The 26,789-nt window shown below is 64.6% G+C and carries 21 protein-coding genes and 1 tRNA gene; 13 read left to right on the top strand and 9 right to left on the bottom strand.

The window, feature by feature from the left end; all coding sequences use genetic code 11:
- The first annotated feature begins 11 nt into the window (after positions 1-11).
- Both IVB42_RS03155 and IVB42_RS03150 read left to right on the top strand, forming a co-directional pair.
- Positions 12-425: a hypothetical protein gene (locus tag IVB42_RS03155; protein WP_247395468.1), complete on the top strand. Its 414-nt coding sequence runs from the start codon at positions 12-14 to the stop codon at positions 423-425.
- Between the two features lie 339 nt (positions 426-764).
- Positions 765-1,826 (top strand): acyltransferase family protein, encoded by a 1,062-nt coding sequence (locus IVB42_RS03150; RefSeq protein ID WP_247469728.1) that lies wholly within the window; start codon positions 765-767, stop codon positions 1,824-1,826.
- A gap of 681 nt (positions 1,827-2,507) precedes the next feature.
- On the opposite strand, the gene IVB42_RS03145 is transcribed toward IVB42_RS03150, so the two are convergent.
- From IVB42_RS03145 to IVB42_RS03135, 3 genes are all read right to left on the bottom strand, one after another.
- Positions 2,508-2,583 (bottom strand) — tRNA-Lys (locus IVB42_RS03145).
- A 315-nt stretch (positions 2,584-2,898) separates the two neighbouring features.
- On the bottom strand, positions 2,899-5,574 hold the full coding sequence (locus IVB42_RS03140; RefSeq protein ID WP_018457949.1) for a glycosyltransferase: 2,676 nt from the start codon (positions 5,572-5,574) through the stop codon (positions 2,899-2,901).
- A 214-nt stretch (positions 5,575-5,788) separates the two neighbouring features.
- The gene (locus IVB42_RS03135) at positions 5,789-6,394 is read right to left on the bottom strand and encodes a beta-1,3-glucan biosynthesis protein (protein ID WP_018457948.1); all 606 of its coding nucleotides are present in this window, start codon (positions 6,392-6,394) and stop codon (positions 5,789-5,791) included.
- Positions 6,395-6,723: 329 nt separating this feature from the next.
- Between IVB42_RS03135 and IVB42_RS03130 the strand changes: the two genes are divergently transcribed.
- The gene (locus IVB42_RS03130) at positions 6,724-8,283 is read left to right on the top strand and encodes a beta-1,6-glucan synthase (protein ID WP_039800292.1); all 1,560 of its coding nucleotides are present in this window, start codon (positions 6,724-6,726) and stop codon (positions 8,281-8,283) included.
- On the opposite strand, the gene IVB42_RS03125 is transcribed toward IVB42_RS03130, so the two are convergent.
- Complete coding sequence (locus IVB42_RS03125) at positions 8,243-8,623, bottom strand: hypothetical protein (protein WP_018457946.1); 381 nt, start codon at positions 8,621-8,623, stop codon at positions 8,243-8,245. The genes IVB42_RS03130 and IVB42_RS03125 overlap by 41 nt on opposite strands.
- Before the next feature lie 110 nt (positions 8,624-8,733).
- On the bottom strand, positions 8,734-10,122 hold the full coding sequence (locus IVB42_RS03120; protein ID WP_247336719.1) for a hypothetical protein: 1,389 nt from the start codon (positions 10,120-10,122) through the stop codon (positions 8,734-8,736).
- Between the two features lie 174 nt (positions 10,123-10,296).
- On the opposite strand from IVB42_RS03120, the gene glmU reads away from it, so the two are divergent.
- On the top strand, positions 10,297-11,652 hold the full coding sequence (glmU, locus tag IVB42_RS03115) for a bifunctional UDP-N-acetylglucosamine diphosphorylase/glucosamine-1-phosphate N-acetyltransferase GlmU (protein ID WP_018457944.1): 1,356 nt from the start codon (positions 10,297-10,299) through the stop codon (positions 11,650-11,652).
- 6 nt (positions 11,653-11,658) lie between these two features.
- Here glmU and IVB42_RS03110 read toward each other — a convergent pair whose 3' ends face one another.
- On the bottom strand, positions 11,659-11,877 hold the full coding sequence (locus IVB42_RS03110) for a hypothetical protein (protein ID WP_018457943.1): 219 nt from the start codon (positions 11,875-11,877) through the stop codon (positions 11,659-11,661).
- A 220-nt stretch (positions 11,878-12,097) separates the two neighbouring features.
- Here IVB42_RS03110 and glmS point away from each other — a divergent pair, with 220 nt between their 5' ends.
- The 3 genes from glmS to IVB42_RS03095 all read left to right on the top strand — a co-directional run bounded on the left by glmS (position 12,098) and on the right by IVB42_RS03095 (position 15,749).
- The gene (gene glmS / locus IVB42_RS03105) at positions 12,098-13,924 is read left to right on the top strand and encodes a glutamine--fructose-6-phosphate transaminase (isomerizing) (RefSeq protein WP_018457942.1); all 1,827 of its coding nucleotides are present in this window, start codon (positions 12,098-12,100) and stop codon (positions 13,922-13,924) included.
- Positions 13,925-14,013: 89 nt separating this feature from the next.
- Positions 14,014-14,787: a DUF502 domain-containing protein gene (locus tag IVB42_RS03100; protein WP_018457941.1), complete on the top strand. Its 774-nt coding sequence runs from the start codon at positions 14,014-14,016 to the stop codon at positions 14,785-14,787.
- Between the two features lie 104 nt (positions 14,788-14,891).
- Positions 14,892-15,749: an NAD(P)-dependent oxidoreductase gene (locus IVB42_RS03095; protein WP_026233464.1), complete on the top strand. Its 858-nt coding sequence runs from the start codon at positions 14,892-14,894 to the stop codon at positions 15,747-15,749.
- Positions 15,750-15,777: 28 nt separating this feature from the next.
- Here IVB42_RS03095 and IVB42_RS03090 read toward each other — a convergent pair whose 3' ends face one another.
- On the bottom strand, positions 15,778-16,293 hold the full coding sequence (locus IVB42_RS03090) for an adenylate kinase (RefSeq protein ID WP_018457939.1): 516 nt from the start codon (positions 16,291-16,293) through the stop codon (positions 15,778-15,780).
- A 177-nt stretch (positions 16,294-16,470) separates the two neighbouring features.
- Here IVB42_RS03090 and IVB42_RS03085 point away from each other — a divergent pair, with 177 nt between their 5' ends.
- The 3 genes from IVB42_RS03085 (at position 16,471) to panE (ending at position 18,793) form a co-directional block, all read left to right on the top strand.
- The gene (locus IVB42_RS03085; protein WP_247395470.1) at positions 16,471-16,860 is read left to right on the top strand and encodes a nuclear transport factor 2 family protein; all 390 of its coding nucleotides are present in this window, start codon (positions 16,471-16,473) and stop codon (positions 16,858-16,860) included.
- Between the two features lie 106 nt (positions 16,861-16,966).
- Complete coding sequence (locus IVB42_RS03080; RefSeq protein WP_026233463.1) at positions 16,967-17,797, top strand: helix-turn-helix transcriptional regulator; 831 nt, start codon at positions 16,967-16,969, stop codon at positions 17,795-17,797.
- 66 nt (positions 17,798-17,863) lie between these two features.
- A complete protein-coding gene (panE, locus tag IVB42_RS03075; protein ID WP_018457936.1) occupies positions 17,864-18,793 on the top strand; it encodes a 2-dehydropantoate 2-reductase in 930 nt (309 codons plus the stop codon).
- Here panE and recG read toward each other — a convergent pair.
- Positions 18,790-20,898: an ATP-dependent DNA helicase RecG gene (gene recG / locus IVB42_RS03070; RefSeq protein ID WP_247336716.1), complete on the bottom strand. Its 2,109-nt coding sequence runs from the start codon at positions 20,896-20,898 to the stop codon at positions 18,790-18,792. The two genes, panE and recG, sit on opposite strands and share 4 nt — an antisense overlap.
- A gap of 182 nt (positions 20,899-21,080) precedes the next feature.
- Here recG and IVB42_RS03065 point away from each other — a divergent pair, with 182 nt between their 5' ends.
- The 3 genes from IVB42_RS03065 (at position 21,081) to IVB42_RS03055 (ending at position 25,333) form a co-directional block, all read left to right on the top strand.
- Complete coding sequence (locus IVB42_RS03065; RefSeq protein WP_018457934.1) at positions 21,081-21,371, top strand: succinate dehydrogenase assembly factor 2; 291 nt, start codon at positions 21,081-21,083, stop codon at positions 21,369-21,371.
- On the top strand, positions 21,368-24,886 hold the full coding sequence (mfd, locus tag IVB42_RS03060; RefSeq protein ID WP_247395471.1) for a transcription-repair coupling factor: 3,519 nt from the start codon (positions 21,368-21,370) through the stop codon (positions 24,884-24,886). Before IVB42_RS03065 ends, mfd begins: the two co-directional genes overlap by 4 nt.
- A 237-nt stretch (positions 24,887-25,123) precedes the next feature.
- The gene (locus IVB42_RS03055) at positions 25,124-25,333 is read left to right on the top strand and encodes a cold-shock protein (protein ID WP_018457932.1); all 210 of its coding nucleotides are present in this window, start codon (positions 25,124-25,126) and stop codon (positions 25,331-25,333) included.
- A 202-nt stretch (positions 25,334-25,535) separates the two neighbouring features.
- Here the strand turns inward: IVB42_RS03055 and IVB42_RS03050 are convergent, their stop codons facing one another.
- Positions 25,536-26,762: a hypothetical protein gene (locus tag IVB42_RS03050; RefSeq protein WP_018457931.1), complete on the bottom strand. Its 1,227-nt coding sequence runs from the start codon at positions 26,760-26,762 to the stop codon at positions 25,536-25,538.
- Positions 26,763-26,789: the final 27 nt, after the last annotated feature.

Genomic DNA, 26,789 nt, shown 5'->3' with positions numbered 1-26,789 from the left:
AAGCCTCGACCATGAAAACGTCCCTAGGAAGCGCAGCGGAGTCCGCTGGTGAGCTTTACGTTCGCACCGACATATCCCCCGAGCAAATCTTCCAAGCCATCGGCAGACTCCGCAAGGAGGCCAGAGACGAGATCGACCGGCTGATCCGGTTTCTGGACGCGACCGAAAACCATATGGAGCTGGAGCCCGAGGACGAAGGCGACGACAGCGAGCTGGAGGACGACGACCCGGCAGAGAATGACCTCGATGACGAGCCATCCCTCGGCAGCTGCGATCCGTCCATGGGAGGCGGCGATCAAACCCGTTGGGCTGCCGGGGACCGTCGCGACCTTGAGGACGACCCAACGGAGTCCGGCATCGGCGACCATGACGGCCTTCTGGAGCAGGTAGGCTGGCAGGACTGGCAGCATACGGTGATGGCATGACCCAGGCGCCCTTAGATCTCCTCAGGGAGGCACAGGCCCTCGTCGGCTTGCTTGTTGTCGCCCTCGCCGGGCCTGATGCCGACACATGCGTGGACGGGATGCATCAGGTAGCGCTTGAGATCAGTGCACGACTCGATCTTATGAAGGGCGGGCTGGAATGCGCCTGATCCAGCTCCTCACCTGGACGCTAAGCTGAAGGTGTACCGCTATCTGCTCAAGGCCAGCATGTCCCTGGCGCTACTGGCCAAACGATTCCAACCCTGACGCGATAGGCCCGCCGGTTCACGCTGGCGGGCCAATTATCAGGATGGTACTGGTAGCTGGAGCGGGAGGGCTCCATTGCGGCTTGGTTTTCTTGATGGACTTCGAGGGTGGGGTGCCGTGGTTGTGGTACTCTTCCACGTGTTCCATGAGGGTCTCCCCGTCGGCGCTAAGATCGGATGGCTGCCCTTCTTTTTGCCTTTCAACGCCGGCAACGCCATCTTCGTATTTTTTCTGGTCTCAGGGTTCGCACTGTCCATCGGTTATCTCTCCAAAGGTGACCTGAGATCATGGATCAGGATAGCGGCCGGTCGATACGTTCGGCTTGCCGTTCCTGTTCTCGGTGCGTGCGCGATCATGAACATTGCGCTCGCGACGGGGTTGCTGCGCCCACCTTCGGAACGGCTCCCGATCTTCCAGGACATGCTGACGTTTCAGCCCAGCATCGAACATCTGTTCAGATTTGCCCTGCTCGATGTCTTTTTAAACTATGATTTCTCGGCCACCTATATCGGTGCACTCTGGACGATGAGCATCGAGCTTTGGGGCTCGGTGATCGTTCTGATGGGGGTCCTGCTGCTTCGAGAACTGCCTGGACGCATTGCTATCCTGGTGCTGTGTTCCGCTGCATTGGCATTCTCTCAAGAGCAGAGCGCATCCCTTCTTGCGCTATTCCCTGCTGGCGTCGCAATGGCAGAGGCTTACCGCGCAGGATGGCTGGAACGCATAGGCGCCAAACCTGGTGCGGTTTTACTAGCGGTTGGTGTCGCCGCTCCATTTGTCCTTCCTCAGACGGTCTGGGCTGGGAGCGCAGCGTCCATAGCGTTCGTTGTCGGGGTCATTGCATGGGGGCCAGCCCGGAGCTTTGCGGAAGGCAAGCTGTCGTCACGACTTGGCGCTATTTCCTTTCCGCTTTATCTGGTGCATGGCCCGGTGATGTGGATCGTGGGAGAGCCGCTAATGCGCCACTTCGGACAGGACATGGCCGCACGGCTAGCAATTGACATTGCCATTGTTGCGCTGTCGTTCGCCACGGCGGTCGCCTTCCTCCCCGTCAATTGGTTGGCGGTAAGGCTTGCTCACGCCATGGGCAATGGCGCGGTTCGGCTGTTCCAGCGCGCTGCCCTAAGGTTTGCGTGAGTGCCTATTTGAACCGCAATAGCGACCGAGCATGGAGCGACTCAAGCCGCCGGTTCACGCTGGCGGGCCTCTGTTGGCGGACAGACGGTCCCGGCTTCAAGGGAGACTGTGAATAGGGCCGGGGCCGCTCCGCCGGCTGGGGATGCGGCGGCCATTCAACTAAACGCCCGCAGTCGTCGTTCCTATTTTTCATCTCGTCGTTCGATGTCGAGCAAGCTCCGCCCTTGCGAGTGCCCGGGCCTGCTCAAGAGCCTCGGCGCCGGTCGCGACTTGACGAATAGAGCGACGGCCGGGGTTATCGTCCCAATAGAAATAAACGCTCGGCCGGCCATCGGCGAAGCAGACTTCGTAGCTGCCGCACTGGGGCACAGCTTCATGCTTACGGATGCGGACGGGGGCGGGCATGGGGCCATCAAAGCGGCATCGCAAAGAGCGCGCAAATTATCGATTGCTAGTAGGTCCAGACTTGCGAGAGCTACTGCGTATTGCGGTTGTGAGAATTAGCGGAGCGGCTTCTCCGCTGACAGCGCTGCGACGAAGACGACCGCGAGCAGTATCCAGCCAACAAGATCCACTGCGCTCAGCATGACAATGCCGCGTCAGTGTGCATGGAGTGTGCACGCGAGATTCTCGATGCGAGAAGAAGCGCCTTGATTTTGCAGCTAAGGTCTTGATTTTGCTTGGTGAGCGCGCTGGGGCTCGAACCCAGGACCCCGTGATTAAAAGTCACGTGCTCTACCGGCTGAGCTACGCGCTCCCATGGCCGCTGATGGCTTCACAGAAATAGCCATCGTCTTCGGTCATTTGGAAAAGCATGTCTTGCCGCCACATCGACGCAAGCGTTGCGGAAAAACCGGCTGTTTCCGGATCATGCTTTCGGCCCGCGCTGTGTAGGGGGATGGGGCGCGGAGGTCAATAGCTCGGGTGGTTGCCGAACTTGAAGGCAACAGCGGGAATTCGCTCGCCGTTTCCAATGCTTGAGCCGGGATTTTCAACCCGAATGGCGGCCGTCATCCACGCCGAAGAAGCCGCGACGTCCGCCCACGGGACGGATGCCACGCTCGGAGCCCCGTCAGTTCGCTTCCCGCCGGACCTCGCTCGGCACCGGCACTTGCTGCGGCGTGCCGGCGGGGGTGGGTAGCGCGACCGGGCGCAAGCCGATCAGCTCGGCGGTGCGGATCGCGCTGTCGCGCCAGAACTGGAACGAGTTGATGCGGCTGAGCTCGAGGATGGCGATGGCGACCGCGGCCAGGAACGGCAGGCTCTGCAGCACCAGCACGCCGGCGAAGATGTAGATCTCCGTGATCTGGCGGTAGCTGTTGGAGGCCACCAGCACGCCGGCACCGATCAGGAGCAGGGCGCCGATCACGGCCTCCCAGAACGCCTGGAACTCGATCGACATCCTCGACAGGCCGCCCTTGGAGGTGCGCGCGAACGCGATGTGCTCGGTGATCAGTCCTTGCGCCACCGCGCGCGACACCGTCCACTGCACGCTCATCGCCGCGATCATCGCGCCCAGCATCTGGCCGGGCTTGATCGCGACGCGCGCGCGGTACATCGACAAGAAGTGTACGAGCGAGACGATGAAGGCGCCGATGATCGGCAGCGTCAGGATCTTGTCGGGGATGGCGATGTCGGCGAAGGCGACGATCGGCACCCAGACGAGGTTGAGCAGCGCCACGACGACGCCGAGGCTTTCGGCACCCAGCCAGTTCAGCCAGCCGAGGCCATATTCGCGCTTCTGGTCGGGCGTCAGCCGGCTCCGTCCGGGCAGGAAGTTCCGCCAGTGCTTCTTGACGATCTGGAGGCCGCCATAGGCCCAGCGGTGACGCTGCTTCTTGAAGGCCTCGTAGGTGTCGGGGAGCAGGCCCTGGCCGTAGCGGTGGTTGGTGTAGTGCGTGGTCCAGCCGAGCTGCTGGATCGAAAGGCCGAGATCGCTGTCCTCGCAGATCGTGTCGGACGACCAGCCGCCGGCCATGTCCATCGCGGCGCGGCGGATCAGGCACATCGTGCCGTGCACGATGATGGCGTTGGTCTCGTTGCGCTGGACCATGCCGATGTCGAAGAACCCGGCATATTCGCCGTTCATGATGTAGTGCATGATCGACAGGTCGCCGTCGCGATGTTCCTGCGGCGCCTGCACCAGGCCGACGCTGGGATCAGCGAACGCCGGCACGAGGTCCTTCAGCCAGTCGGGATCGACGACGTAGTCGGCATCGAGGATGCCGATGATCTCGGCGTCGACGGCGGTGCGGTCCATCGCGATGCGCAGCGCACCGGCCTTGAAGCCCTGCACCTTCTCGGCGTTGATGAACTTGAAGCGTTCACCGAGCGTGCGGCAATGATCCTGGATCGGCTGCCAGAAGGCAGGGTCCGGCGTGTTGTTGATGATGACGACACATTCGTAGTTCGGATAGTTCAGCCGCGACAGCGCATCGAGCGTCTGCTTGAGCATCTCGACCGGCTCGAAATAAGCGGGGATGTGGATCGAGACCTTCGGGCAATAATTCTCGGGCACGTCCTCGACCGGCTTGCCTTTCGTGAGCAGCCGCTGCGGCGGCCGGCCGAACGCGACGGCCGCGATCTCGTCGATGCGCGCCATCGCGATCAGCACGAGGGGAACAAGCAGGATCATGCCGAGCGTGAGCGCGAAGGCCGAGCCGAAGATGAAATAGTGCCCGTTCCAGAACGCGAACACGGTGGCAGCCCAGGCGCCGACGCCGTTGGCGGTGGCCGACAGCAGGAACGCCTGCTTCGCCGTCGGCTGCTGCAGCCGCAGGATTGGCAGCGACAGCAGGATACCGACGAGGAGCGCCACACCCATCAGCTTCCAATAATCGGGATTTTGCACCGGGCCGGTCCAGGCAAATTTCGGCTCGCGGCTGGCGTTGAGGATGCCCCAGTACGGACCGACGCCGCCTTCGAAGTATTTCCAGGGCTGATCGATGGCCTCGACGATGTTGTATTCCATGCCGATGGCGTCGGCGCGGCTGACGAAGTTGCGCAAGGTCAGTGCTTGCTGGAACGGACCGGGGTCGGCGTTGCGTAAATTGTAACCCGCGCTCGGCCAGCCGAATTCGGCGATCACGATGCGCTTGCCGGGGAACAGGTTGCGTAACAGATTGTAGCGGTCGACGGCCTGGTCGACCGCCTGATCCGAGCGGAAGTTTTCCCAATAGGGCAGCACGTGGGCGGCGATGAAGTCGACGTTGGAGCCGAGGTCGGGATTGTCGCGCCAGATGTTCCAGATCTCACCGGTCGTGACGGGTACGCGGACCGCGCCCTTGACCTTCTTGATCATCTCGATGAGGTCTTCGACCTTCTGCTCGCCGCGGTAGATCACCTCGTTGCCGACGACGACGCCGTTGACGTTGCTGTTCTTGCGCGCGAGCTCGATGGCGGCCTTGATCTCGCGCTCGTTGCGATCCTTGTCCTTGTCGATCCACGCGCCGACGGTGACCTTGAGGCCGAACTCCGCCGCGATCGGCGGCACCAGTTCCACGCCGCCCGTGGACGAATAAAGGCGGATCGCGCGCGTCATCGTCGACAGCGTCTTCAGGTCGGCGCGGATTTTCTCCACCGTCGGAATGTTGTCGATATCAGGATGAGCCGAGCCCTCGAACGGGGCATAGGAGACGCTGGGCAGCAGGCCCTTGAAGTCGGGCGCGGGTTCCTTGTCGCGCAAGACTCCCCAGAGGCCGGCGTGGAGCGCGGACACAAGCAACAGAACGGCGGCGACAACCCGCATCGCGGCTAAACCAAAAGGGGCTGAGGGGGCAGGGAAGCGGATCCGACCCCGAGATCCGACCAAGTCCGCGGCAAATGGAGCATACCTCTGCCGCGCGGTTTCACAACTGTCATCGCCTCATGACCGAATGAGGGCATGCACATTTCGAAATTCGCAGCAGTGCCAATTGCTTCTATCGCCGATCGTTCCTGAACGGAGGCTGAAACAATCGCGGCTATTTCGGGGGCGCCGGTGACGGGCTTGCCGCCGGCGAGGGGCTCGCGGCCGGCTGCGGCTGCGCATTGCCCGATGCGGGCGCGGCCGGCTGCGAGGCCGCGGCCGCCGCCTGCTGCGGCTGCGACGCCGGGTTGATCCAGCAAGCGTGCACACGGCTGTCCAGGGTTTCGGCGACCTTGGGATCGATCTGGCCGCCGAAGCGGGTCAGGCAGCGGAAGGCGGCCTGGATGTGGCCGCCGGGGCAGCCGAAACGGTCATAGAGGTCGAGATGGCGGAATGCGGTATCGAGGTCGTCCCGCCACATCAGCCGCACCACGCGGCGGCCGAGCCAGACGCATTCGGGGTTGCCGGCCGGGCCGCTGATGACCTGGGCTGCTTCGGCGAATTCGTCGGTGCGGCGCTGATTCTGAGCGGCATCCTTGGCCGTGTCGGCGGGCTGGGCGGCTGCCTTGCTCTGGTCGGGGGCGGGCGTGCCGCTCTGGGCGGAGGCCGCGCCGATACCCATCAGGCCGATACCCATCAGGATGACAAGGGAAGAAACGGCCAAGGTGGCGGCGAACTGCCGCAGGACCGCATTTCGTAACTCGAACACCCGTTGCCGCATGAATTCCCCAATATATCACTGACCGTCCGCGTCAGGACCTTCGCGGACGCGCTCGGTGATGGCGTCCAAATGGGTCTCCAATGCGGCGGAAAAGTCCTCCCCAGTCCATGGCCTGAATCTGGAATTTTGTCCAGCAAAGTCACGATCCTAGGCCTCGGTCGAACGGCCGCAGGTAAATTCCTCAGGGGAGGGATGGATCCATAACGGAGTCACCCCCTTGGCAGACGGCGTGCTAGCAGGTAATCGACGGCCCTTCGCGGAGGACGGAACCGATTTCTCTTCGTACGCCACTGGCGCTTCTGCTCGTTTCATTGGGTGCGATCGCTGCCGTGTGGTGGTGGCTTGCCACGCCGATCTCGCTCGCGCGCGCCCCGATCGATCCCGCCGACAAGGTCCAATGCGTCTCCTACGCGCCGTTCCGCGGCGAGCAGTCGCCGCTGAACGCATGGACTCATATCGAGGCCGATCAGATCGAGCAGGACCTGCGCCAGCTCAAGGAGATCACCGACTGCGTCCGCACCTATTCGATGGAGAACGGGCTCGACCAGGTGCCGGCGATCGCGGCCCGGATCGGCGGGCTGAAGGTGCTCCAGGGCATCTGGCTCTCCAGCAACCGCACCAAGAATTTCGAGCAGGCCGCGCTCGCCATTCGCCTTTCCAAGGATTTCCCCGGGATCATCACCAGCATCATCGTCGGCAACGAAGTGCTGCTGCGCGGCGAGATGACGACCGCGGACCTCGTCTCCATCATCCGCTCGGTGAAGGCGCAGGTCAGCGTGCCCGTCACCTATGCCGATGTCTGGGAGTTCTGGCTCAGGAATCGCGAGATCTATGACGCCGTCGACTTCGTCACGATCCACATCCTGCCCTATTGGGAAGACAATCCGGTGCGGGCCAAGTTCGCCGCCTCCCATGTCGAACAGATCCGCGAGCGCATGGCGGTCGCATTTCCCGGCAAGGAGATTTTGATCGGCGAAACCGGCTGGCCGAGCGAAGGGCGCATGCGAGATGGCGCGCTGCCGTCGCGCACCAACCAGGCGCGCGTGGTCTCGGAGATCCTGAGTCTGGCGAAAGCGCAGAAATTCCGCGTCAATCTGATCGAGTCCTACGACCAGCCGTGGAAGCGCAAACTGGAAGGCACCGTCGGCGGCTATTGGGGCCTCTATGACTCGGTGCGCCGTGGCCTGAAATATCCGCCGGGCGAGCCGATCAGCAATTTCCCGTACTGGAAATGGTACATGGCCGCCGGCATGGGCCTCTCCGTGCTGGTGTTCGCGGTCGCGGGCCTGACGTTGCGGCGCAGACCGTGGACGCCGCGCTTCTCGTCCTGGCTCGGCGTGGCGATCTCGGCAACCTCGGCCGGCATTCTGCTCGGGATCGGCGCCGACAAGATGTACTACGAGAGCTACGGCATCGGCGGCTGGCTGCTGTGGGGCGCGCTGCTCGCGGCTGGCATCCTGTCGCCGATCTTCTGCGCGCAGGCGATGGTGATCGGCCGCAGCCTTCCGACCTTCCTCGATCTGCTTGGTCCGCGCGAGGGCCGGAAATGGTCGAAGCTCACCGCCGTGCTCGGCTTGACGCTGGCAGTGACGGCGGTCATCGCGGCGCAGACCGCGCTCGGATTCGTGTTCGACCCGCGCTACAAGGATTTCCCTTACGCCGCGCTGACGATGGCGGTTGTGCCGTTTGCGCTGTTGATGCTGAACCGGCCGCAGATCGGCCAGCGTCCGATCGCGGAATCGGTCTTCGCCGGCGTGCTGACGCTGTCGGCGGCCTATGTGCTGTTCAACGAGGGCCGCGACAATTGGCAGTCGCTGTGGACCTGCGCGATCTATCTCTTGTTCGCGCTCACGCTGTGGCGGGCGCGGGCCGAGCAAATCCAAGAATGAGCAGGCCGATCGCCAGGCCCGACAGCACGACATTGTAGAGCACGATGCCAAGGCCCGCGGCGATGATGCCGGCGGTGAGCAGCACGATGGACGGCCGCATCAGGTTCAGCGTTGCCACCACCAGCGCGACGATGCCGAACACCGAATTCTTGAACAGCACGGTCGAGACCGAGCGCGCCTTGCAGACCAGGGTCTGAAGCCCGGCGTCGCAGGCGAGACCGACCTGCGAGTTTTCGATTCCGAGATAGCGCAGATAGAGCGCATAGCCGACGCTGGCGAAGCCGACGACGATTAGGAACTGCACCTGGTAGGGCGTGAGGCGGAAGGGCTTTTTTGTCATGGCGGCAATATGGTCGGGATGGTGGAACGGGGCAACAGGGGAGGCGCAAGTTTCTCGCGACCTGCGTGAGATCCTTCACCCATTACGCTGATGAATTGCCGCGAGGTAAGCTACCTTCTGAAGAACGACGACAGCGTCGATCCCGCCGACGCCGTCTCCGGCTTCGGCTGTGCGGCCGGCTGCGCCGCAGGAGCAGGCGCGGGCTCCTCGCGCTTCGACGAGCGTTTTGAGGAATAGCTGCGGCGATGCTTGTCCGGCTTGGCGGCCGGCGCGGGCGCCGGGGCGGTCTCGGCTTGCGGCACCGAGTCCTGGTTCTTGTCGGAGTTCTTCTCCTGAACCCTGTCTTGCGTCTTGTCTTGGGTCTTGTCTTGGGTCTTGTCTTGCCCCTTGTCCTGCTTCTTCTCTTGGCCGCCGCGCATTGACAGCCGCTGGCCGTCGAACACGGTGGTCTCGCAGTGGCGGTCGTTCTCGGCGAGGCCGGCGCAGAGTTTTGCTGCAGCCGCTGCATTGATCAGCGGACCGGCGCCGAGGCGGATCTGCATGCCAAGGCCGGTGTTGCCTTCCTTGATCATGATGATCGGCCGCAGCGCTGCGATTTCGGGATTGGATTTGGTGACCCCGCGCCACAGCGCGCGCAGGCCATCGAGCGAGTTGGCGCCACCGAGATCAATCGCAAAGCGCGTCTGCTGGACCGCGATCGCGGGAGCCTCGCTTTCGGCGGCCTCCGGCGGCTTGGCAGGTGCCGCGGCGACTTCGATCGGAGCGGGCGCCGGTTCTGGCTTCGTCTCGGCAGCCTTCTCGGTCGCCTTCTCTGCGGCCTCGGGCTGAACCAGTTTCGGGGCGGCCGGATCGGGCGGCGCCATGATCGATTTGGATGGGACCAACGGAAGCATCGGCAGTGCCGAATTCGTCGCCGGCGACTGCGCGACCAGCGAGGCCGCGGCCGCGCTCTGCGGCGGCGGACTCCACGGCTCCTTTGCGGCCTCGGCGCGCGGCCTGTCGTTGGCCGGAGCCGGTGTCGAGGCGACCTGCGCGATGCCGGGCGCCGGCGGGCCGATCAAGGCCGGCGCGTCCTGCGGCTTCGCAACGGACGCCTGCGGCGGCGTTGTCGTCTGCTTGGCGATGGCGCCGGTCACGGAATCGAGCCCTTGCTCCAGCACGGTGACGCGCGAATAGAGCCGGTCGCGATCGGTGTTCAGCGTCTCGATGGCGGAGGCGAGCCGGCGGGCCTCGTTCTGGCTCTCCTTGGTCAGGATCCGGAGCCGGTCGGCCTGGCGCGCGAGATCGGCGGATGCGACCTGGTCGCGCCGCCAGCCGAGCTGGGCCTGGTTGGCGAACACGGCAAGCACCACGGCGCCGACGGCCGTCACGCCCCATGAGCCCAGCCGCCACATCATGCCGCGATCGAACGAACTCTCCTCGGCCACAAGTCCGGAGAACAGCCCGCCGGTCTCCTTGGCGCCGAAGGCATCCGCCAGTGGGTCGGAATCCTTTGCCATGAACGTTAAGTGCCCAACCCCTGTCCGGCTTCCCCGAATCAATCAGGGAACATTAACAGGAAAAGCGTGTCGCACTTGAACTCCGGGCGTTTGCGGGGGTAGCAAGGCGATAGCTGATGAGGGCGGCCCGTCGCCCGCTGGCGCCGATTGATTCGGCCGATTGACAGGATTGCGATGACCGCCCGTTCCAGCCTCACGATCGTGCTCGCCGCCGGCGAAGGCACGCGTATGCGCTCACACCTGCCGAAAGTGCTGCATCCTGTCGCGCACCAGAGCTTGCTCGCCCACGTGCTCGCCGCGGCGCCCAAGGGAACCGGCACCTCGCTCGCGGTCGTGATCGGACCCGATCATCAGGCGGTGGCGGACGAAGCAAGGCGCATCCGTCCCGACGCGCTCACCTTCGTGCAACAGGAACGGCTCGGCACCGCACATGCGGTGCTGGCGGCGCGTGATGTCATTGCGCGGGGCGTGGATGATCTGCTGATTGCGTTCGGCGACACGCCGCTGATCTCGGCCGAGACCTTTGCGCGGCTGCGCGCGCCGCTGGCCAAAGGCGCCGCAATTGCCGCACTCGGCTTCCGCGCCGCCGATCCCACCGGCTATGGCCGCTTCATCGTCGAGGGCGACCGCCTGGTCGCGATCCGCGAGCAGGCCGATGCCAGCGCCGAGGAGCGCAAGATCGACCTGTGCAATGCCGGGGTTATGGCGATCGACGGGCATCGCGCGCTCGCGATCCTCGACAAGATCGGCAATGCGAATTCCAAGGGCGAATATTATCTGACCGACGCGGTCGGCATTATCAGCGAACAGGGATGGGATGCCGTGGTGATCGAAACCAGCGAGGACGAAGTGCGCGGCATCAACACCAAGGCGCAGCTCGCCGAGGCTGAAGGCGTGATGCAGGCGCGGTTGCGGAAAGTGGCGATGGAGTCCGGCGTCACGCTGATCGCGCCCGAAACCGTCTATCTCGCCGCGGATACCGTATTCGGCAAGGACGTGACGATCGAGCCCTTCGTGGTGATCGGCCCCGGCGTTTCGATCGGCGACGGCACGGTGGTCCATTCCTTCTCGCATATCGTCGAGACCAAGCTCGGCAAGAAGGTCTCGATCGGCCCCTATGCGCGCCTGCGGCCCGGCACCTCGCTCGGCGACGGCGCGCGCATCGGCAATTTTGTGGAGACCAAGGCCGCGACGCTGGAGGCCGGCGTCAAGGTCAACCATCTCTCCTACATCGGCGATGCCATCATCGGCGCTAATTCCAACATCGGCGCCGGCACCATCACCTGCAACTACGACGGCTTCAAGAAGCACAAGACGATCATCGGGCAGGGCGCCTTCGTCGGCACCAACTCCTCGCTGGTTGCACCGGTGATAATCGGCAACGGCGCCTATATCGGCTCGGGCTCCGTGATCACGCGCGACGTGCCTGATGACGCCATGGCGCTGGAGCGGAGCCCGCAGACCATCCGCGAAGGTGGTGCGGCGCGCTATCGCGAGATGAAGACGCGAGGGAATAAGCCGGCGAAATGAGCGCCGCTATTCGTCGTCGGCGAATTCGGAGAAGATCGCGCGCGTCAGGCGCCAGCCGCGCGGCTTGGCACGCTTCGCCGGCTCGCCGGCGACGTGCTTGATGAAGACGGGCTTGCTTTCCTTGCCGCGCTGGGGCGGCGGCCAATGCGCGAGGTGCGTGCCGGTGGTCTCGCTGGCGCGCACCGCCATCGATGACAGGCCTTTGCGGTTGGATGAGCCTTTCATGGCCTCTCTCCTTGGTACGCAAGGGTTGGCCAAATTTGTTGACAACAAGTTAACGCGCGCGGTTTAAGGCCCAGCCAGTTCGACGCAGGCGAGGCTCGGTCGCCGTCGGTGCTGTCTCAATCAGCAATAATTATTGAGTATCTGGTTCCTTAGGAACTTCGCTAAAAACTGAGCTGGTCGTTTAGGCGATTTTTCGACGATTTGGGGGATATTGATCCGCATGTGCGGGATTGTCGGCATTCTCGGGCGCCAGCCGGTTGCAGAGCAATTGGTGGATTCGCTCAAACGTCTTGAATATCGCGGCTATGATTCCGCGGGCGTCGCCACGCTCGAAGGCAAGCAGCTCGAGCGCCGCCGCGCCGAGGGCAAGCTGAAGAATCTGGAGAAGCGGCTGGAGGCCGAGCCGCTCAAGGGCACGACCGGAATCGGTCACACCCGCTGGGCCACCCACGGCAAGCCGACCGTGAACAATGCGCACCCGCACGCGACCGAGCGTGTCGCCGTGGTTCACAACGGCATCATCGAGAATTTCCGCGAGCTGCGCGAGGAGCTCGAAAAGAAAGGCACGGTGTTCCACACCCAGACCGACACCGAGATCGTGCTGCATCTCGTCGACGACCTGCTCACGCGCGGCAACAAGCCGGTGGAAGCGGTGAAATTGACGCTGGCGCGGCTGCGCGGCGCGTTCGCACTCGGCTTCATCTTCGCGGGCGAGGACGATTTGATGATCGGCGCGCGCAACGGTCCGCCGCTCGCGATCGGCTATGGTGACGGCGAGATGTATCTCGGCTCCGACGCCATCGCGCTCGGGCCGTTCACCGACACGATCAGCTATCTCGAGGACGGCGACTGGGTCGTGCTGACCCATACAAGCGCTTCGATCTTCGACAAGGACGGCCATGCCGTCCAGCGCGAGAAGACCAAGCACGCGGCCTCGACCTCGCTGGTCGACAAGGCCAATTACCGCCACTTCATGGCCAAGGAGATCCACGAGCAGCCGGAAGTGGTCGGCCACACGCTGGCACGCTATGTCGACATGGCGACCGAGCGGGTCTCGCTGCCGGTCAAGCTGCCGTTCGACTTCAAGAACATCCAGCGCATCAACATCACGGCTTGCGGCACTGCGAGCTACGCCGGCTTCGTCGCAAAATACTGGTTCGAGCGTTTCGCGCGCGTGCCGGTCGAGGTCGATGTCGCCTCCGAATTCCGCTACCGCGAGGCGCCCTTGCGCAAGGGTGATCTCGCCATCTTCATCTCGCAGTCGGGCGAGACCGCCGACACCTTGGCCGCGCTGCGCTACGCCAAGGCCCAAGGCGTGCACACGGTGGCCGTCGTCAACGTGCCGACCTCGACGATCGCGCGCGAAAGCGAGACCGTGCTGCAAACGCTGGCCGGCCCAGAGATCGGCGTCGCCTCGACCAAGGCGTTCACCTGCCAGCTCATGGTGCTGGCAAATCTTGCGATCGCGGCCGGCAAGGCCCGCGGCGAACTGACCGACGAGGACGAGACCAAGCTCGTTCACGGGCTCGTCGAAATCCCGCGTTTGATGTCGGATGCGCTCACCACCGAGCTCCAGATCGAGAAGCTCGCGCGCGAGATCGCGAAATCTCGCGACGTGCTCTATCTCGGTCGCGGCACCAGCTTCCCGCTCGCCCTCGAAGGGGCGTTGAAGCTGAAGGAGATCTCCTACATCCACGCCGAGGGCTATGCCGCCGGCGAGCTCAAGCACGGCCCGATCGCGCTGATCGACGAGACCATGCCTGTCGTCGTCATCGCGCCCTACGACCGGGTGTTCGAAAAGACCGTCTCCAACATGCAGGAGGTCGCCGCTCGCGGCGGCAAGATCATCCTGATGACCGACGCCAAAGGCGCGCAGGAGGCAACCGTCGAGTCCCTCGTCACCATCGTCATGCCCGATATGGCGGCGGCGTTCACGCCGATGGTCTATGCGGTCCCGGTTCAGCTGCTCGCCTATCATACGGCGGTCATCATGGGGACCGATGTCGACCAGCCGCGCAATCTCGCGAAATCCGTGACGGTGGAATAGGCAGAGGGGTCGAGTGCGGGACGCTTCGTGGTCTTCCAAAACCTGCTAGAAGACCCTAGCTTGGACGAAGCGACTGACTTGGAACCCGAATGAACCCCCGTGACGACGCGCCTGCGCCTCTTGATGCCGTGCCCGAGCCGCATACCGGCCTGATCGGCCGCTTCCGTAACTATTTCCTCACCGGCCTCATCGTGACGGGGCCGATTGCGATCACGCTGTATCTGGTCTGGTGGTTCGTCACCTGGGTCGATGGCGTGGTGCGGCCGTTCGTGCCGCTGGCCTATCGGCCCGAGACTTATCTGCCCTATGTCATTCCCGGCTGGGGGCTGATCGTCGCATTCTTCACGTTGACGCTGGTCGGCTTCCTCGCGGCCAATTTGATCGGCCGGACACTGGTCGATGTCGGCGAGACCTTCCTCGGCCGCATCCCGGCGGTACGCGCCATCTACCGCGGCCTGAAGCAGGTGTTCGAGACGCTGTTCTCGGGCAAGGGCTCGAGCTTCCGCAAGGTCGGCCTGGTTGAGTTTCCCTCGCCGGGCATGTGGTCGATCGTGCTGATCTCGCAAGCGCCGAACGAGGACGTCTCCCGCAGCCTGCCGGGTCAGGAGGAGCACGTCTCGGTGTTCCTGCCGTGCTCGCCGAACCCGACGACCGGCTTCTTCTTCTATGTGCCCAAGAGCAAGATCGTCGAGGTCGACATGAGCACCGAGGATGCCGCGACGCTGATCATGTCGGCCGGCGTCGTGCAGCCGGGCTCAGCGCCCGATTCGAAGAAGGCAGCGGCGCTGGCGGGCATGGCGAATGCCGCGCGTATTGCCAACGCCTCGGCGGCGGTGCAGCCCCAGCCTGCGAAGGTGGAGTAGGGCCATTCCCCTGCGGGATGGCCGCCGTTCACGCGGGCGTCTCGTCCTCTGCTAGTCTCCGATTGAACTGAGCGCGTTGCTCGGGCTTCGATCTGGAGTGCACGATGTCCAAAACTATTGCGATCCTCGCGCCCGGTGCCATGGGCAGTGCCGTGGCCCGCCGTCTCGGCGAGCACGGTGCGCGTGTGCTGACGTCGTTGAGAGGGCGGAGCGAAGCGACGCGCAAACGCGCCACGGATGCCGGCATGATCGGCGCCGAGGACGACGCGATCGCGGACGCCGACATCATCCTGTCGATCGTGCCGCCGGGCGAAGCCGTGGCGCTCGCCGAGCGGCTGGCCGGGCTGATCGTCCGGCGCGAGAAGAAGCCGGTCGTGGTCGATTGCAATGCCGTCAACGTCGATACCGTGATGAGGATCGAGGAGATCATCGGCTCGGCACAGGCGCCGTTCGTCGATGCCGGCATCATCGGGTTCCCGCCCCAGCCCGGTGGCAAGAGCCCGGCCTTCTACATGTCGGGCGAGCACGCCAAGGATGTCGCCGTGCTGAAGGATTTCGGGCTCGACGTGCGGATCGTCGAAGGGCCGGTCGGTGCCGCGTCCGCGCTGAAAATGTCCTATGCCGGGATCGTCAAGGGCCTCGCCGGGATCGGCGCGGCGATGGTGGTCGCGGCAACGAAAGCGGGGGCTGCGGATGCGCTGCGCGACGAACTCGCACTCAGCCAGCCCGCGGTTCTGGCCCGGCTCGAAGTCGCGCTGCCGGACATGATTCCGAAAGCCTATCGCTGGGTCGCGGAGATGCGGGAGATTTCCGGCTTCCTCGGCCCCGATCATCCGGCGAGCCAGGTTTACGAAGGCTTTGCGCGCTGGTTCGAGCACCTCGCCGAGGATGCGAAAGGCGAGGCGGCGGATACCGACCTGATGAAGGCATTCGCCGCGCGCATCGCGCAGAAGAAATCCTGATCGTCCGGTCTCACGTCACCGCCATCCATCATGTGCCGTGCAGCGAATCCAGAAACCCCTGGATGTCTCGATCGCGTCTCAAGCGCACGACCGGAACGTCAGCGCCATACTGCATACGCTCGGCCTCGATGACAGGCGCGCGCTCGGTGTCGTAGCGCCACGCCTCGCGCATCAATTTCCAGTCGAACTGCTCGGGGCACCCCTCCGGGAGATCAGGCCGGGCCTTGTCGCGATCGAAGGCGGATCGCAGGAGAATGCGCCACTGGCAGAGCCAGCGCGGGCGGTCGATGACGACCAGCGTATCGGCGCGCGCGAGCGTGAGATCGAAGGCAAGTCCCGAGAAGCTGCCGTCGACAACCCATGCGTCGCCCGCGATCGCCTCGGTAACCCGTGCTCGGAAGTTCGGTTTGTCGGATGGCTTCCATCCCGGCCGCCAGTAGAGCACGTCGAGATGCACCACCGGCAGCGCGAGCTTTTGCCCGAGATTTCGGGAGAGGCTCGTCTTTCCGCTACCCTGACAGCCTACAACGATGATCCGGCGCATCGTCGTAGGGTTCCATAAAGTCGGGCGAAGGGAAAGAGGAGGCCTCCGAACGCGCCTTATTACCTGGCATGTAATTGAGCCCATCTGCAGCCTGGCTACTGTCCCGGTCATTCACCCGACAGGAAGCATTCCATCAAGCCTCCTGTCGCGTGTGTGTCGGTGCATGAGGAGAGAGCTATGCAAGTCGTGTTTACGAAGAAGGAGCCGCCGCAATGGCTGCTCGACATGTGGCGGGAGATCGACAACAAGACCTTCGGACCAGGCTTCGACTGTTTTACGGAAGATGCCGTTTGCAACCTCGGCGTCGCCGATTGGAAGGGGCGCGAGGCGATCCGCGGCAATCTGAAGGCCTTCATCGACACCGGATTCACCGCGCTCCATCACATCACCGAATATTGGGACGCGGGGTCGCTGAAGGTGTTTCGGGGTGTCGTGGACATGACACCCGATGATCCCTCAATGAAGACGGTTCATCCCACGATGACGCACTTCTTCTACATGGACGAGAGGAACGACACCAAGGTACGGCACTGGGCCGGTGCCGTGGGGCCGGTCGCCTTCGGTTGATCGCCACGAACCTGCTACCATCGGCGGTGGTGCCTCGGACAAGCCGACGTACCGCCGCCGATGCGCGTTGACGATGCCGCACATCGACAGGAAGGATCAGTCGGCCATGAAAGCGACGGCCAGTGCCCTCAAGACGCGCGCCAGTTCCGCGGGCGCGCTGCTGCGTCAATGGCGGGACATTCGCGGCAAGACGCAGCTCGACCTGTCCTTCGACGCCGGCGTCTCGCAGAAGCACATCAGCTTCGTCGAGAGCGGCCGCAGCGTTCCGAGCCGCCAGATGCTGCTCGACCTTGCGCAAGCCCTCGACGTGCCCTTGCGCGAACGCAACGAGCTGCTGCTGGCCGCCGGCTATGCGCCGTCCTATTCCGAGCCCGCGCTCGAGGCGCCCGGCATGACGAGCATCAACCGTGCCCTGCAACGCATGCTGCGTCAGCACGAGCCGTTTCCCGCCATCGTCATGGACCGGTACTGGAACGTGCTGATGACCAATGAGGCCGCGCCGCTTCTGTTCAATTGCTTCATCGACATGTCCGCACGGCCGGCGCCACGAAACCTGCTGCATCTTATGTTCGATCCGGAGGGCATGCGCCCTTTTATCGCGAACTGGCCGCAGACCGCACGCGGGCTGCTGGCGCGGGTGTATCGCGAGGCAGTCGGACACGTGGTTGACATCAGGACGAAGGCGTTGCTGGAGGAGCTGTCGCAATACCCCGGGGTGAAGCCGGAATGGCGTGCGCCGTCGGCATCCGATGCGATGCCGATGATCCCGTTGTCCTTCGTCAAGGACGGTGTGACGCTGGACTACTTCTCCCTGATCACGACGGTTGGAACGCCGCAGACGGTGACGGCGGAGGAGCTGCGGCTCGAGTGCATGTTCCCCGCCAACGAGGGGACCGAAGCCGAGCACGGCAGGTTCTTGCGCGCGCACGCCGGTTGAGGAGACGTCGCGAGGCTCATCTGTTATTGTTTCAGCGAAAGCGGTCACTCCGCAATGGGAGTTCGAATGAGAGTGCTTGTGATCGGCGCGGGAGCGCTCGGAGGCTACTACGGAGCGCGCCTGGTCCGAGCCGGCGGCGACGTGAACTTTCTGGTGCGGGCCGGGCGTGCGGAGCAATTGCGGCGGAATGGATTGCAGGTCGTGAGCCCGCAGGGCGATTTCGCCGTGCAGCCGAAGATCATCCTGGCCAACGACCTCAAGGAAACGTTCGACGTCGTGCTCGTCGGGGTGAAATCCTACTCGCTCGACGATGCGATGGCCCAGTTTGCCCCGGCCGTTGGCGCCCACACGATGATTTTGCCGATCCTCAACGGGCTGAAACATGTCGACGCCCTGACGGCGCGGTTCGGCGCCGCTCAGGTTCTCGGCGGGCTCGCGAACGTCAGTGCCGGGCTCGATGCGGATGGTCGCGTCGTTCAGTTCATGGCCAATCAGACCATCGTCTTCGGCGAAATCGGGGGGTCGTTGAGCGAGCGTGTGCTCGCCCTGGAGACGCTGCTGCACGTGCCCGGTATCGACGTGCGCGCCAGCGAAGCGATCATGCAGGACATGTGGGAGAAATTCGTCCAGCTCTCGACGCTCGCCGGCATCACCTGCCTGATGCGTGCAAGCATCGGAGACATTCTGGCCGTTCCGAACGGCGAGCAATCCATCTTCCGCCTGTTTGCCGAATGCTGCGCCGTCGCCACGGCCTCGGGTTTTGAGCCGCGAGCGCCTTTCATCGAGTTTGACCGGAAGCTGTTCACGACCCCGGATTCCCCGCTCAAGGCCTCGATGCTGCGTGATATCGAGCGCGGCTCGGTCACCGAGGCGGAGCATATCCTCGGCGATATGGCCAACCGGGCTCGTGCACTCGGCATCGACACGCCCCTGCTGGATCTCGCCCGGGCGCATGTGGCGGCTTATGAGATTGGGCGGCAACGAGCGGCCAGCTAACCCGCTCCGATCAGCGGGATCGCTTCATCCCGCTCATACAGATACAGCAGGCAGCGCAGTGCCTCGCCGCGCTCGCCCTTGAGTTTTGGATCGTCCTTCAGGATGCGCAGCGCCTCGTCGCGGGCCTGCGTGATGAGCTGGCCGTGCACCTCCGAGCGGGCGATGCGGTAGCCGGGCAGGCCGCTCTGGCGCACGCCGAGCACATCGCCTTCGCCGCGCAGCTTCAGATCTTCCTCGGCGATCCGAAAGCCGTCGGTGGTCTCGCGGATCACCTTCAGCCGTGCTTTCGACATCTCGCCGAGCGGCTCGGAGTAGAGCAGCAGACAGGTCGAGGCCTCCGAGCCGCGCCCGATGCGGCCGCGCAATTGATGAAGCTGGGCGAGGCCAAAGCGTTCGGCGTTCTCGATCACCATGATGGTCGCCGCCGGCACGTCGACACCGACCTCGACCACGGTGGTCGCGACCAGCAGACCGATCTCGTGGGCGGCGAACTGGCCCATGACGCGGTCCTTCTCGGTGCCCTTCATCTGGCCGTGGACGAGGCCGACACGGTCGCCGAAACGCTTTTGCAGGGTTTCGAAGCGCTTGGTCGCATTGGTCAGGTGCTCGGTACCCTCGGCCTCGGATTCCTCGACCAGCGGGCAGATCCAGTAGACCAGCTTGCCGGATTCGAGCGCGCGGCCGATGCTGTCGGTGACCTCGCCGAGGCGGCTCATCGATATGGTGCGAGTTTCGATCGGCTGGCGGCCGGCCGGCTTCTCCCTGAGCTCGCTGATGTCCATGTCGCCGAAATAGGTCAGCACCAGCGTGCGCGGAATCGGCGTGGCGCTCAGCACCAGCACGTCGACGGCCTCGCCCTTTGCCGTCAGCGCCAGCCGCTCGCGCACGCCAAAACGATGCTGCTCGTCGACGACGGCGAGGGCGAGATCGCTAAAGATCACGTCGTCCTGGATCAGCGCATGGGTGCCGACGAGCAGGTCGATCTCGCCGGCTTCGAGTTGTGCCAGCAGGTCACGCCGCTCCTTGCCCTTTTCGCGGCCGGTGAGGATCGCGACCCGCATGCCCGCGCGCTCGGCGAGCGGCGCGATGGTCTTGATATGCTGACGAGCCAGAATTTCGGTCGGCGCCATCAAGGCGGCCTGCTTGCCGACCTCAGTGACGGCAGCGGCGGCCAGCAGCGCGACCACGGTCTTGCCGGAGCCGACGTCGCCCTGGAGCAGGCGCAACATGCGCACCGGCTGTTGTAGATCATTGGCGATGGCGGCTGCTGCGTCGCGCTGGGAGGTTGTCAGCGCATAGGGCAGGGCATCGATGATTTTGTTGCGGAGGTGCCCGTCGCCGGCGTTGCGCACACCGGCCGGGCGTCGCAATTGGGCGCGGATCAGGGCAAGCGCAAGTTGCCCGGCCAGGAGTTCGTCGAAGGCGAGGCGCGACCAGAACGGCTGGTCGGGCAGAATGTCGGTGAGCTCGACCGGCTGGTGCACGCGGGTGAGCGCCTCGGCGATCGGCGGGAAGCCGCAGCGGCGCAGCACCTCCGGGCTGATCCATTCCGGCAGTGCCGGGAGCTTCTGCAGCGCCTGCGCGACCGCACGGCGCAGCGAGCCGAGTGCAAGGCCCTCGGTCAAGGGATAGACGGGATCGATGCCGGAGAGTTTGGAAATCGCCTCCTCGTCCAGCACCCGGTCGGGATGCACGATCTGCGGGACGGCGTCGTACATCTGGAGCGTGCCGGAGACGAAGCGCTTCTCGCCGATCGGCAGCAGCTTCTCGACATAGCCGGGCTTTGCGCGGAAGAACGTCAGCACGACGTCGCCGGTGTCGTCGCTGGCGTAAACGAGGTAGGGCGCGCGCGCATTGCGCGGCGGGGGCGGGCGGTGGCGGTCGACCGTGACCTCCAGCGTCACCATGGTTCCCTGCACGGCGTCGCGGATCTTCGGCCGGGCGCGACGGTCGATCACCTGGCTCGGCAAATGCAGCAACAGATCGACCAGCCGCGGCGTCTCATTGCGGCTGAGCAGATATTGCAGCAGCTTGTCCTGCTTCGGACCGACGCCGGGCAGGCTGGTCACGGGGGCAAACAGCGGGTTGAGCAGGCTGGGGCGCATCAGGCGAATCTAGGACCGTTTTCGCTCGTCATGCCCGGCTTTATGCCCGGCATCCACGTGTTTTTCGTGCCCTTGCGGGGCAGCGGGCCATGACAAATCGAGGGCTGACAGGGCCCGCCCGAGTGGCTATATCACCCCGGCCCGGCACGTCCGGGCTTTTGGCGTTTGACTGGAATTGAGACATGACGGGAACGACACGATCGAGCAACGGGCTGGACGACCGCCGCAAGCGGCTTCTGTTCCGCTGCTGGCACCGCGGCACGCGCGAGATGGACCTGATCCTCGGCCGGTTCGCGGATGCCGAGATCGGCAATCTGTCCGATGACGAGCTGACGCAGCTCGAGACCCTGCTCGAAGAGGCCGATCCCGACCTCTATGCCGCCATCACCGGCGACAAGGTGCTTGCCGCCGACGTCATCGGCCCGCTGTTTGCGCGCATCAAGGGGTTTCCGATCGCGGACCGCGACGTATGAAGCAGGGGATGAAATCGCCGGCCGAGCTGCTCACGCCCGGCCGCGCGCTCACGCTTGCCAATGTTGCCGAGGGTGCCGAGGGCCTCGTCATCTCTGATCTCGCGCGCGCCATCGCGGCGCGGCCGAAGAAGCCGGCTGTCAGCCTCGCGGTGATCTGTCGCGACGGGCCGCGGATGCAGCAGCTCGAACGTGCTCTGCAATTCTTCGCGCCCGATTTGCCCGTGCTGACCTTCCCGGCCTGGGACTGCCAGCCCTATGACCGCGTCTCGCCGCATGGTGGCGTCCTCGCGCAGCGCCTGACGACGCTGGCGCGGCTGGCGTCACTGACCGGTAGCGACAAGCCGCTGATCGTGCTGACCACGGTGAACGCCGTGGTACAGCGCGTGCCGGCGCGCGAGCTCGTCGCGGCGCAGGCGCTGTCGGTCGCCCCCGGCAACGTCGTGCCGATGGATACCATCATCGCCTGGCTCGAGCACAACGGCTACAACCGCTCCTCGACCGTGCGCGAGGCCGGCGAATACGCGGTGCGCGGCGGCATTCTGGACCTGTTTCCGGCCGGCCTGGACCAGCCCGTCCGTTTCGATTTCTTCGGCGACAGCCTGGAATCGATCCGCACCTTCGATGCCGAGACCCAGCGCACGCTGCTCGACATGCGCGCGCTCGATCTCGTGCCGATCTCCGAATTCCAGCTCGTCACCGAGACCATCCGCCGCTTTCGCATGGGCTACGTCGCTGAGTTCGGCGCGCCCGAGCGCGACGATGCGCTCTACGAGGCCGTCAGCGAGGGCCGCCGCCATCCCGGCATGGAGCATTGGCTGCCGCTGTTCCAGGACCGGATGGACACGCTGTTCGACTATCTGCAAGGAGCTTGCGTCGCGATCGAGCCGCAGGCCGAGGACGCCATCCGCGAGCGTTTCAAGCAGATCCTCGATTATTACCAGGCCCGCCGCGACGCCATGGAGCATCCGGGCGGCGGTGCCATCTACAAGCCGCTGCCGCCTGACAGGCTCTACCTGACCGAGGAGGAGTGGGGCAAGCGTGAGAGCGGGATGCCGTTGGTGCGGCTCACCCAGTTTTCGGTGCCCGCTGATGGTACCAGCGTGGTCGATGCCGGCGCGCGCAAGGGACGAGACTTCGCCCCGGAGCGCAACGATAACAAGATCAATGTCTTCGAAGCCGTCGTCGCACATGTGCATGGGCTACTGACAAACCGCAAGAAGGTGGTCATCGCGCTCTGGACGGAGGGCTCGCGCGACCGCATGACCTCGATGCTGCGCGATCACAAGCTCACCCCCGTGACCAGCGTCAACAGCTGGCGCACGGTGCAGGCGACCCCGCGCAACGAGACCATGCTGGCCGTGCTCGGCCTCGAAAGCGGATTCGAGACCGACGAGATCGCTGTCATCAGCGAGCAGGATATCCTTGGCGATCGCCTGGTCCGACCGCGCAAGGCGAGCCGCAAGCTCGACAATTTCATCTCGGAGGTGACGAGCCTCGCCGCCGGCGATATCGTGGTCCATGTCGATCACGGCATCGGCCGCTTCATCGGCCTGCAGACGCTGGACGTCGCCGGCGCGCCCCATGACTGCCTCGAGCTGCATTATGCCGCCGAGACCAAGCTGTTCCTGCCGGTCGAGAACATCGAGCTGCTGTCGCGCTATGGCTCCGACCAGACCACGGTCGAACTTGATCGTCTCGGCGGTTCGGGCTGGCAGACGCGCAAGGCCAAACTCAAGAACCGCATCCGTGAGATCGCGGGCGAGCTGATCAAGATCGCCGCCGAGCGCCACCTCCATGAGGCGCCGAAGCTGCCGGTGCAGCCGGGCCTCTACGACGAGTTCTGCGCGCGCTTCCCCTATGACGAGACCGAGGATCAGCTTGGTGCGATCGAGTCCACGCTGAAGGACCTCGAGCTCGGCCGTCCCATGGACCGGCTGATCTGCGGCGACGTCGGCTTCGGCAAGACCGAGGTGGCGCTGCGCGCCGCCTTCGCGGTGGCGCTCGAAGGCAAGCAGGTCGCGGTCGTGGTGCCGACCACGCTGCTCGCCCGTCAGCATCACAAGACGTTCACCGACCGTTTCAAGGGTTTCCCGGTCCAGGTCGCGCAGGCCTCCCGGCTGGTGCCCGCCAAGCAGCTCAATCTGGTCAAGAAGGGCCTCGCCGACGGCTCGGTCGACATCGTCGTCGGCACCCATGCGCTGCTCAGCAAGTCGATCAAGTTCCGGGATCTCGGCCTGCTGATCGTCGACGAGGAGCAGCATTTCGGCGTGACCCACAAGGAGCGGCTGAAGCAGCTCCGCGCCGAGGTGCACGTGCTGACGCTGTCGGCCACGCCGATTCCACGCACACTTCAATTGGCGCTCACCGGCGTGCGCGAGCTCTCGATCATCGCATCGCCCCCGGTCGACCGCCTCGCGGTCCGCACCTTCGTCGCCCCGCACGACCCCTTGATGATCCGCGAGGCGCTGCTGCGCGAGCGCTATCGCGGCGGCCAGGCGTTCTACGTGGTGCCGCGCATCGACGACCTCGCCGAGGTCAGGGATTTCCTCGACAAGAACGTGCCGGAGATGAAGGTTGCGGTTGCGCACGGGCAGATGCCGCCCGCCGTGATCGAGGATATCATGACGGCGTTCTACGACGGCAAGTTCGATATCCTGCTGTCGACCACGATCGTGGAATCCGGCCTCGACATCCCCAACGCCAACACGCTGATCGTGCATCGCGCCGACATGTTCGGCCTTGCCCAACTGTATCAGCTCCGCGGCCGCGTCGGCCGGTCCAAGCTGCGGGCCTATGCGCTGTTCACGCTGCCGGCGCAGCAGAAGATCACGGCGCAGGCCGAGCGCCGGCTCACCGTGCTGCAATCGCTGGAGACGCTGGGCGCGGGTTTCCAGCTCGCCTCGCACGATCTCGACATCCGCGGCGCGGGCAATATCCTGGGCGAGCAGCAGTCCGGCCATATCAAGGAGGTCGGCTTCGAGCTCTATCAATCGATGCTGGAGGAGGCGATCGTCAACCTCAAGGCTGGCGTGTCCGAGCCCGCGGCCGACCGCTGGTCGCCGACGATCACCATCGGCATGCCCGTGCTGATTCCGGAGGATTATGTCGGCGATCTCTCGGTGCGGCTGTCACTCTACCGCCGGCTCGCCGACCTCGACAGCGAGGAGGAGATCGAGAACTTCGGCGCCGAGATGCGCGACCGGTTCGGCGTGTTGCCGGACGAGGTGCGCTATTTGTTCAAGGTCGCCGCGATCAAGGCGTTCTGCCGCCAAGCCAATGTCGGCAAGATCGACGCCGGTCCGAAGGGCGCCGTCATCGCCTTCCGCGACAATTCCTTCGCCCATCCCGACCGGCTGGTGAGCTTCATCCGCAGCCACGGCCAGGCCGCGAAGGTGCGGCCCGACATGAAGGTGGTGTTCCTGCAGGACTGGGAGACGCCGGAAGAGCGTCTGGCCGGCACCACCGAGATCATGCGCCAGCTGGCGCAGCTCGCGCAGAGCAAGAAGGCGGCGTAGAGGTTTCCGGAGGCGGCGCGAAACGACGCGCCGCACTCGGATCTCGGAACAGCGACATATGATCACTTGCGCAATGATCGAACAGTTGCTAGGTTCGGTCTATCGAGTTTCGGCCGAACGACTTGGCCTCGCCGCTGAAAAGCGCGCCTGACTGACGACCCTCCCTCCAGATCTCGACGACACCCACCGCGCTTCTGAGCGCGGCTAAACGTTTATCTATCTTAAAGGACGATCCCCATGACGACGGGAACTGTGAAGTGGTTTAACAGCCAAAAGGGCTTCGGATTCATTCAGCCGGACGAGGGCAGCCAGGATGTCTTCGTTCACATCAGCGCCGTTGAACGCGCCGGCATGAATACCCTCAACGAAGGGCAGAAGGTTTCTTTTGAAATCGTTGCAGATCGCAAGACCGGCAAGTCTGCTGCTGAAGATCTGCGCGCCGCATAGGCTGTCGCAATCCCAATGACGTTGCTTTGACCACGGATGTACTGGCAGAGCTTCTGATTTTTTGACCCGCGACCGTTTACCGGCCGCGGGTTTTTTGCGCCAGCGGCCGGCCCTCGCGAATGAGAATGCGAACGGTGCGTTTCGCGTAAAGCTTCCACATGTGAGCAGTCGAGCTCCGACGGCAGCGAGCGCTCGCGGATGATTACGACGCCGCCCGCGATGCCTCGGCCGACAGCCGCCCAAGCAGCGACCTTGCCGTATCCGAGGGCGACAGCGAATCCACCGAAACGACGGGATCGCTGCGCATCTCGTGCTTGCCGTTCGACGTGTGCCGCATCACCGCGGAGAGGCGGCGGGCGATCATGTGCGCAGTGCGGAAGTCGGTCTCCGCGAACACGACGACGACCGAGCCGTCCTTCTGCGCCACGCCAAAATCCATCTGCCGCATCAGCCGGCTGAGAATGCGCGCGGCATCGAGCTGGGCGCGGGAATTGCCGGGATCGAAGGCGAAGCGTGCGACCGAGAGGCCGCCGCCGCGAGCCAGCGTCTGCTCGACCGCCTTGGCAAAATCACGCGCAAAAGCTTCCGCCGTGAGCAGGCCGCTGCGCGGGTCGAGCCAGCCGCCGGCATCGATCGAGCGCAGCGTACGGCTCAGCTGGGCTTCCATGGCGTGCTGGCGGATCAGGGGCAGCGCGTTGGCGGCGACCTTCGCTGACTCGCCGGGGATCAGTTCGAGATTGGGCAGGTCGTAAGTCTGCGTCAACTGATGCGCAGTGACGACCACGGGCAGGCTGCGGAAGCGGGTGTCCTCGGCGAGCACCGTGAGAAAGGCATCGGTCACGCGGGGGGTAAAACCTTCGGCGAGCACGACGCCGTCGAGGTCGCGGGTGTTGAGATGCTTGGCCGCTGCCTCGATCGAGAGCGCCCCGATGACGCCGACGCGCTCGCCGAGCGCGACGGAAAGCGCGGGGTAAGCCGCGCCGCGGCCGATCAGAAGCACCGTGGCATCGCGAACGGGATCAGCCTCCGGCAGCGCGACTTTGACCTCGGGCAGCCGGCGCAGCACCGTGGCGTGAAGGGTACGAATCCGTAGAGCGGCGCGAAGCCGCGCGATCAGGCGTTCGGAATGGCCGGCGCGCGAGGAAGAGAAGGGCAGGACGTTGTGCGGGAGCGCGCCCGCCGCATCCAATGCCACGAAGGGAAGGTAAGGGGATTGCTCCGCAATCTTGCTGGCGAGCGGCGCCAGATGCGGCTCGTGCCCGGCATGCATCGCGGCGAGAACCACGGCCGGCTGCACCTCTTCGACCGCGCGCACCGCGCCGGCCCAGCCGGTGTCGATCACGGGAAAGAAGCGCGCCTCGTCCAGCGCCGCAATGAAGGCCGGCCGCTCGCCATTGGACACAAACAGGATCGGGCCGGCCTGGGACATCGAGAGACTCTGATCACGCGACAGGTG

Source organism: Bradyrhizobium sp. 45, assembly GCF_023073155.1.
Taxonomy (GTDB): domain Bacteria; phylum Pseudomonadota; class Alphaproteobacteria; order Rhizobiales; family Xanthobacteraceae; genus Bradyrhizobium; species Bradyrhizobium canariense_D.
Note: the sequence above shows the minus strand (reverse complement) of the source record. Positions and strands in the feature narration are given on the sequence as shown.

Excerpts from the sequence above, each read along its gene's own strand:
- IVB42_RS03155 (WP_247395468.1), top strand. The coding sequence starts at position 12 with ATGAAAACGTCCCTAGGAAGCGCAGCGGAGTCCGCTGGTGAGCTTTAC.
- IVB42_RS03140 (WP_018457949.1), bottom strand. The coding sequence starts at position 5,574 with ATGCGGGTTGTCGCCGCCGTTCTGTTGCTTGTGTCCGCGCTCCACGCC.
- IVB42_RS03135 (WP_018457948.1), bottom strand. The coding sequence starts at position 6,394 with ATGCGGCAACGGGTGTTCGAGTTACGAAATGCGGTCCTGCGGCAGTTC.
- IVB42_RS03125 (WP_018457946.1), bottom strand. The coding sequence starts at position 8,623 with ATGACAAAAAAGCCCTTCCGCCTCACGCCCTACCAGGTGCAGTTCCTA.
- IVB42_RS03120 (WP_247336719.1), bottom strand. The coding sequence starts at position 10,122 with ATGGCAAAGGATTCCGACCCACTGGCGGATGCCTTCGGCGCCAAGGAG.
- glmU (WP_018457944.1), top strand. The coding sequence starts at position 10,297 with ATGACCGCCCGTTCCAGCCTCACGATCGTGCTCGCCGCCGGCGAAGGC.
- IVB42_RS03110 (WP_018457943.1), bottom strand. The coding sequence starts at position 11,877 with ATGAAAGGCTCATCCAACCGCAAAGGCCTGTCATCGATGGCGGTGCGC.
- glmS (WP_018457942.1), top strand. The coding sequence starts at position 12,098 with ATGTGCGGGATTGTCGGCATTCTCGGGCGCCAGCCGGTTGCAGAGCAA.
- IVB42_RS03100 (WP_018457941.1), top strand. The coding sequence starts at position 14,014 with ATGAACCCCCGTGACGACGCGCCTGCGCCTCTTGATGCCGTGCCCGAG.
- IVB42_RS03095 (WP_026233464.1), top strand. The coding sequence starts at position 14,892 with ATGTCCAAAACTATTGCGATCCTCGCGCCCGGTGCCATGGGCAGTGCC.
- IVB42_RS03090 (WP_018457939.1), bottom strand. The coding sequence starts at position 16,293 with ATGCGCCGGATCATCGTTGTAGGCTGTCAGGGTAGCGGAAAGACGAGC.
- IVB42_RS03085 (WP_247395470.1), top strand. The coding sequence starts at position 16,471 with ATGCAAGTCGTGTTTACGAAGAAGGAGCCGCCGCAATGGCTGCTCGAC.
- IVB42_RS03080 (WP_026233463.1), top strand. The coding sequence starts at position 16,967 with ATGAAAGCGACGGCCAGTGCCCTCAAGACGCGCGCCAGTTCCGCGGGC.
- panE (WP_018457936.1), top strand. The coding sequence starts at position 17,864 with ATGAGAGTGCTTGTGATCGGCGCGGGAGCGCTCGGAGGCTACTACGGA.
- recG (WP_247336716.1), bottom strand. The coding sequence starts at position 20,898 with ATGCGCCCCAGCCTGCTCAACCCGCTGTTTGCCCCCGTGACCAGCCTG.
- IVB42_RS03065 (WP_018457934.1), top strand. The coding sequence starts at position 21,081 with ATGACGGGAACGACACGATCGAGCAACGGGCTGGACGACCGCCGCAAG.
- mfd (WP_247395471.1), top strand. The coding sequence starts at position 21,368 with ATGAAGCAGGGGATGAAATCGCCGGCCGAGCTGCTCACGCCCGGCCGC.
- IVB42_RS03055 (WP_018457932.1), top strand. The coding sequence starts at position 25,124 with ATGACGACGGGAACTGTGAAGTGGTTTAACAGCCAAAAGGGCTTCGGA.
- IVB42_RS03050 (WP_018457931.1), bottom strand. The coding sequence starts at position 26,762 with ATGTCCCAGGCCGGCCCGATCCTGTTTGTGTCCAATGGCGAGCGGCCG.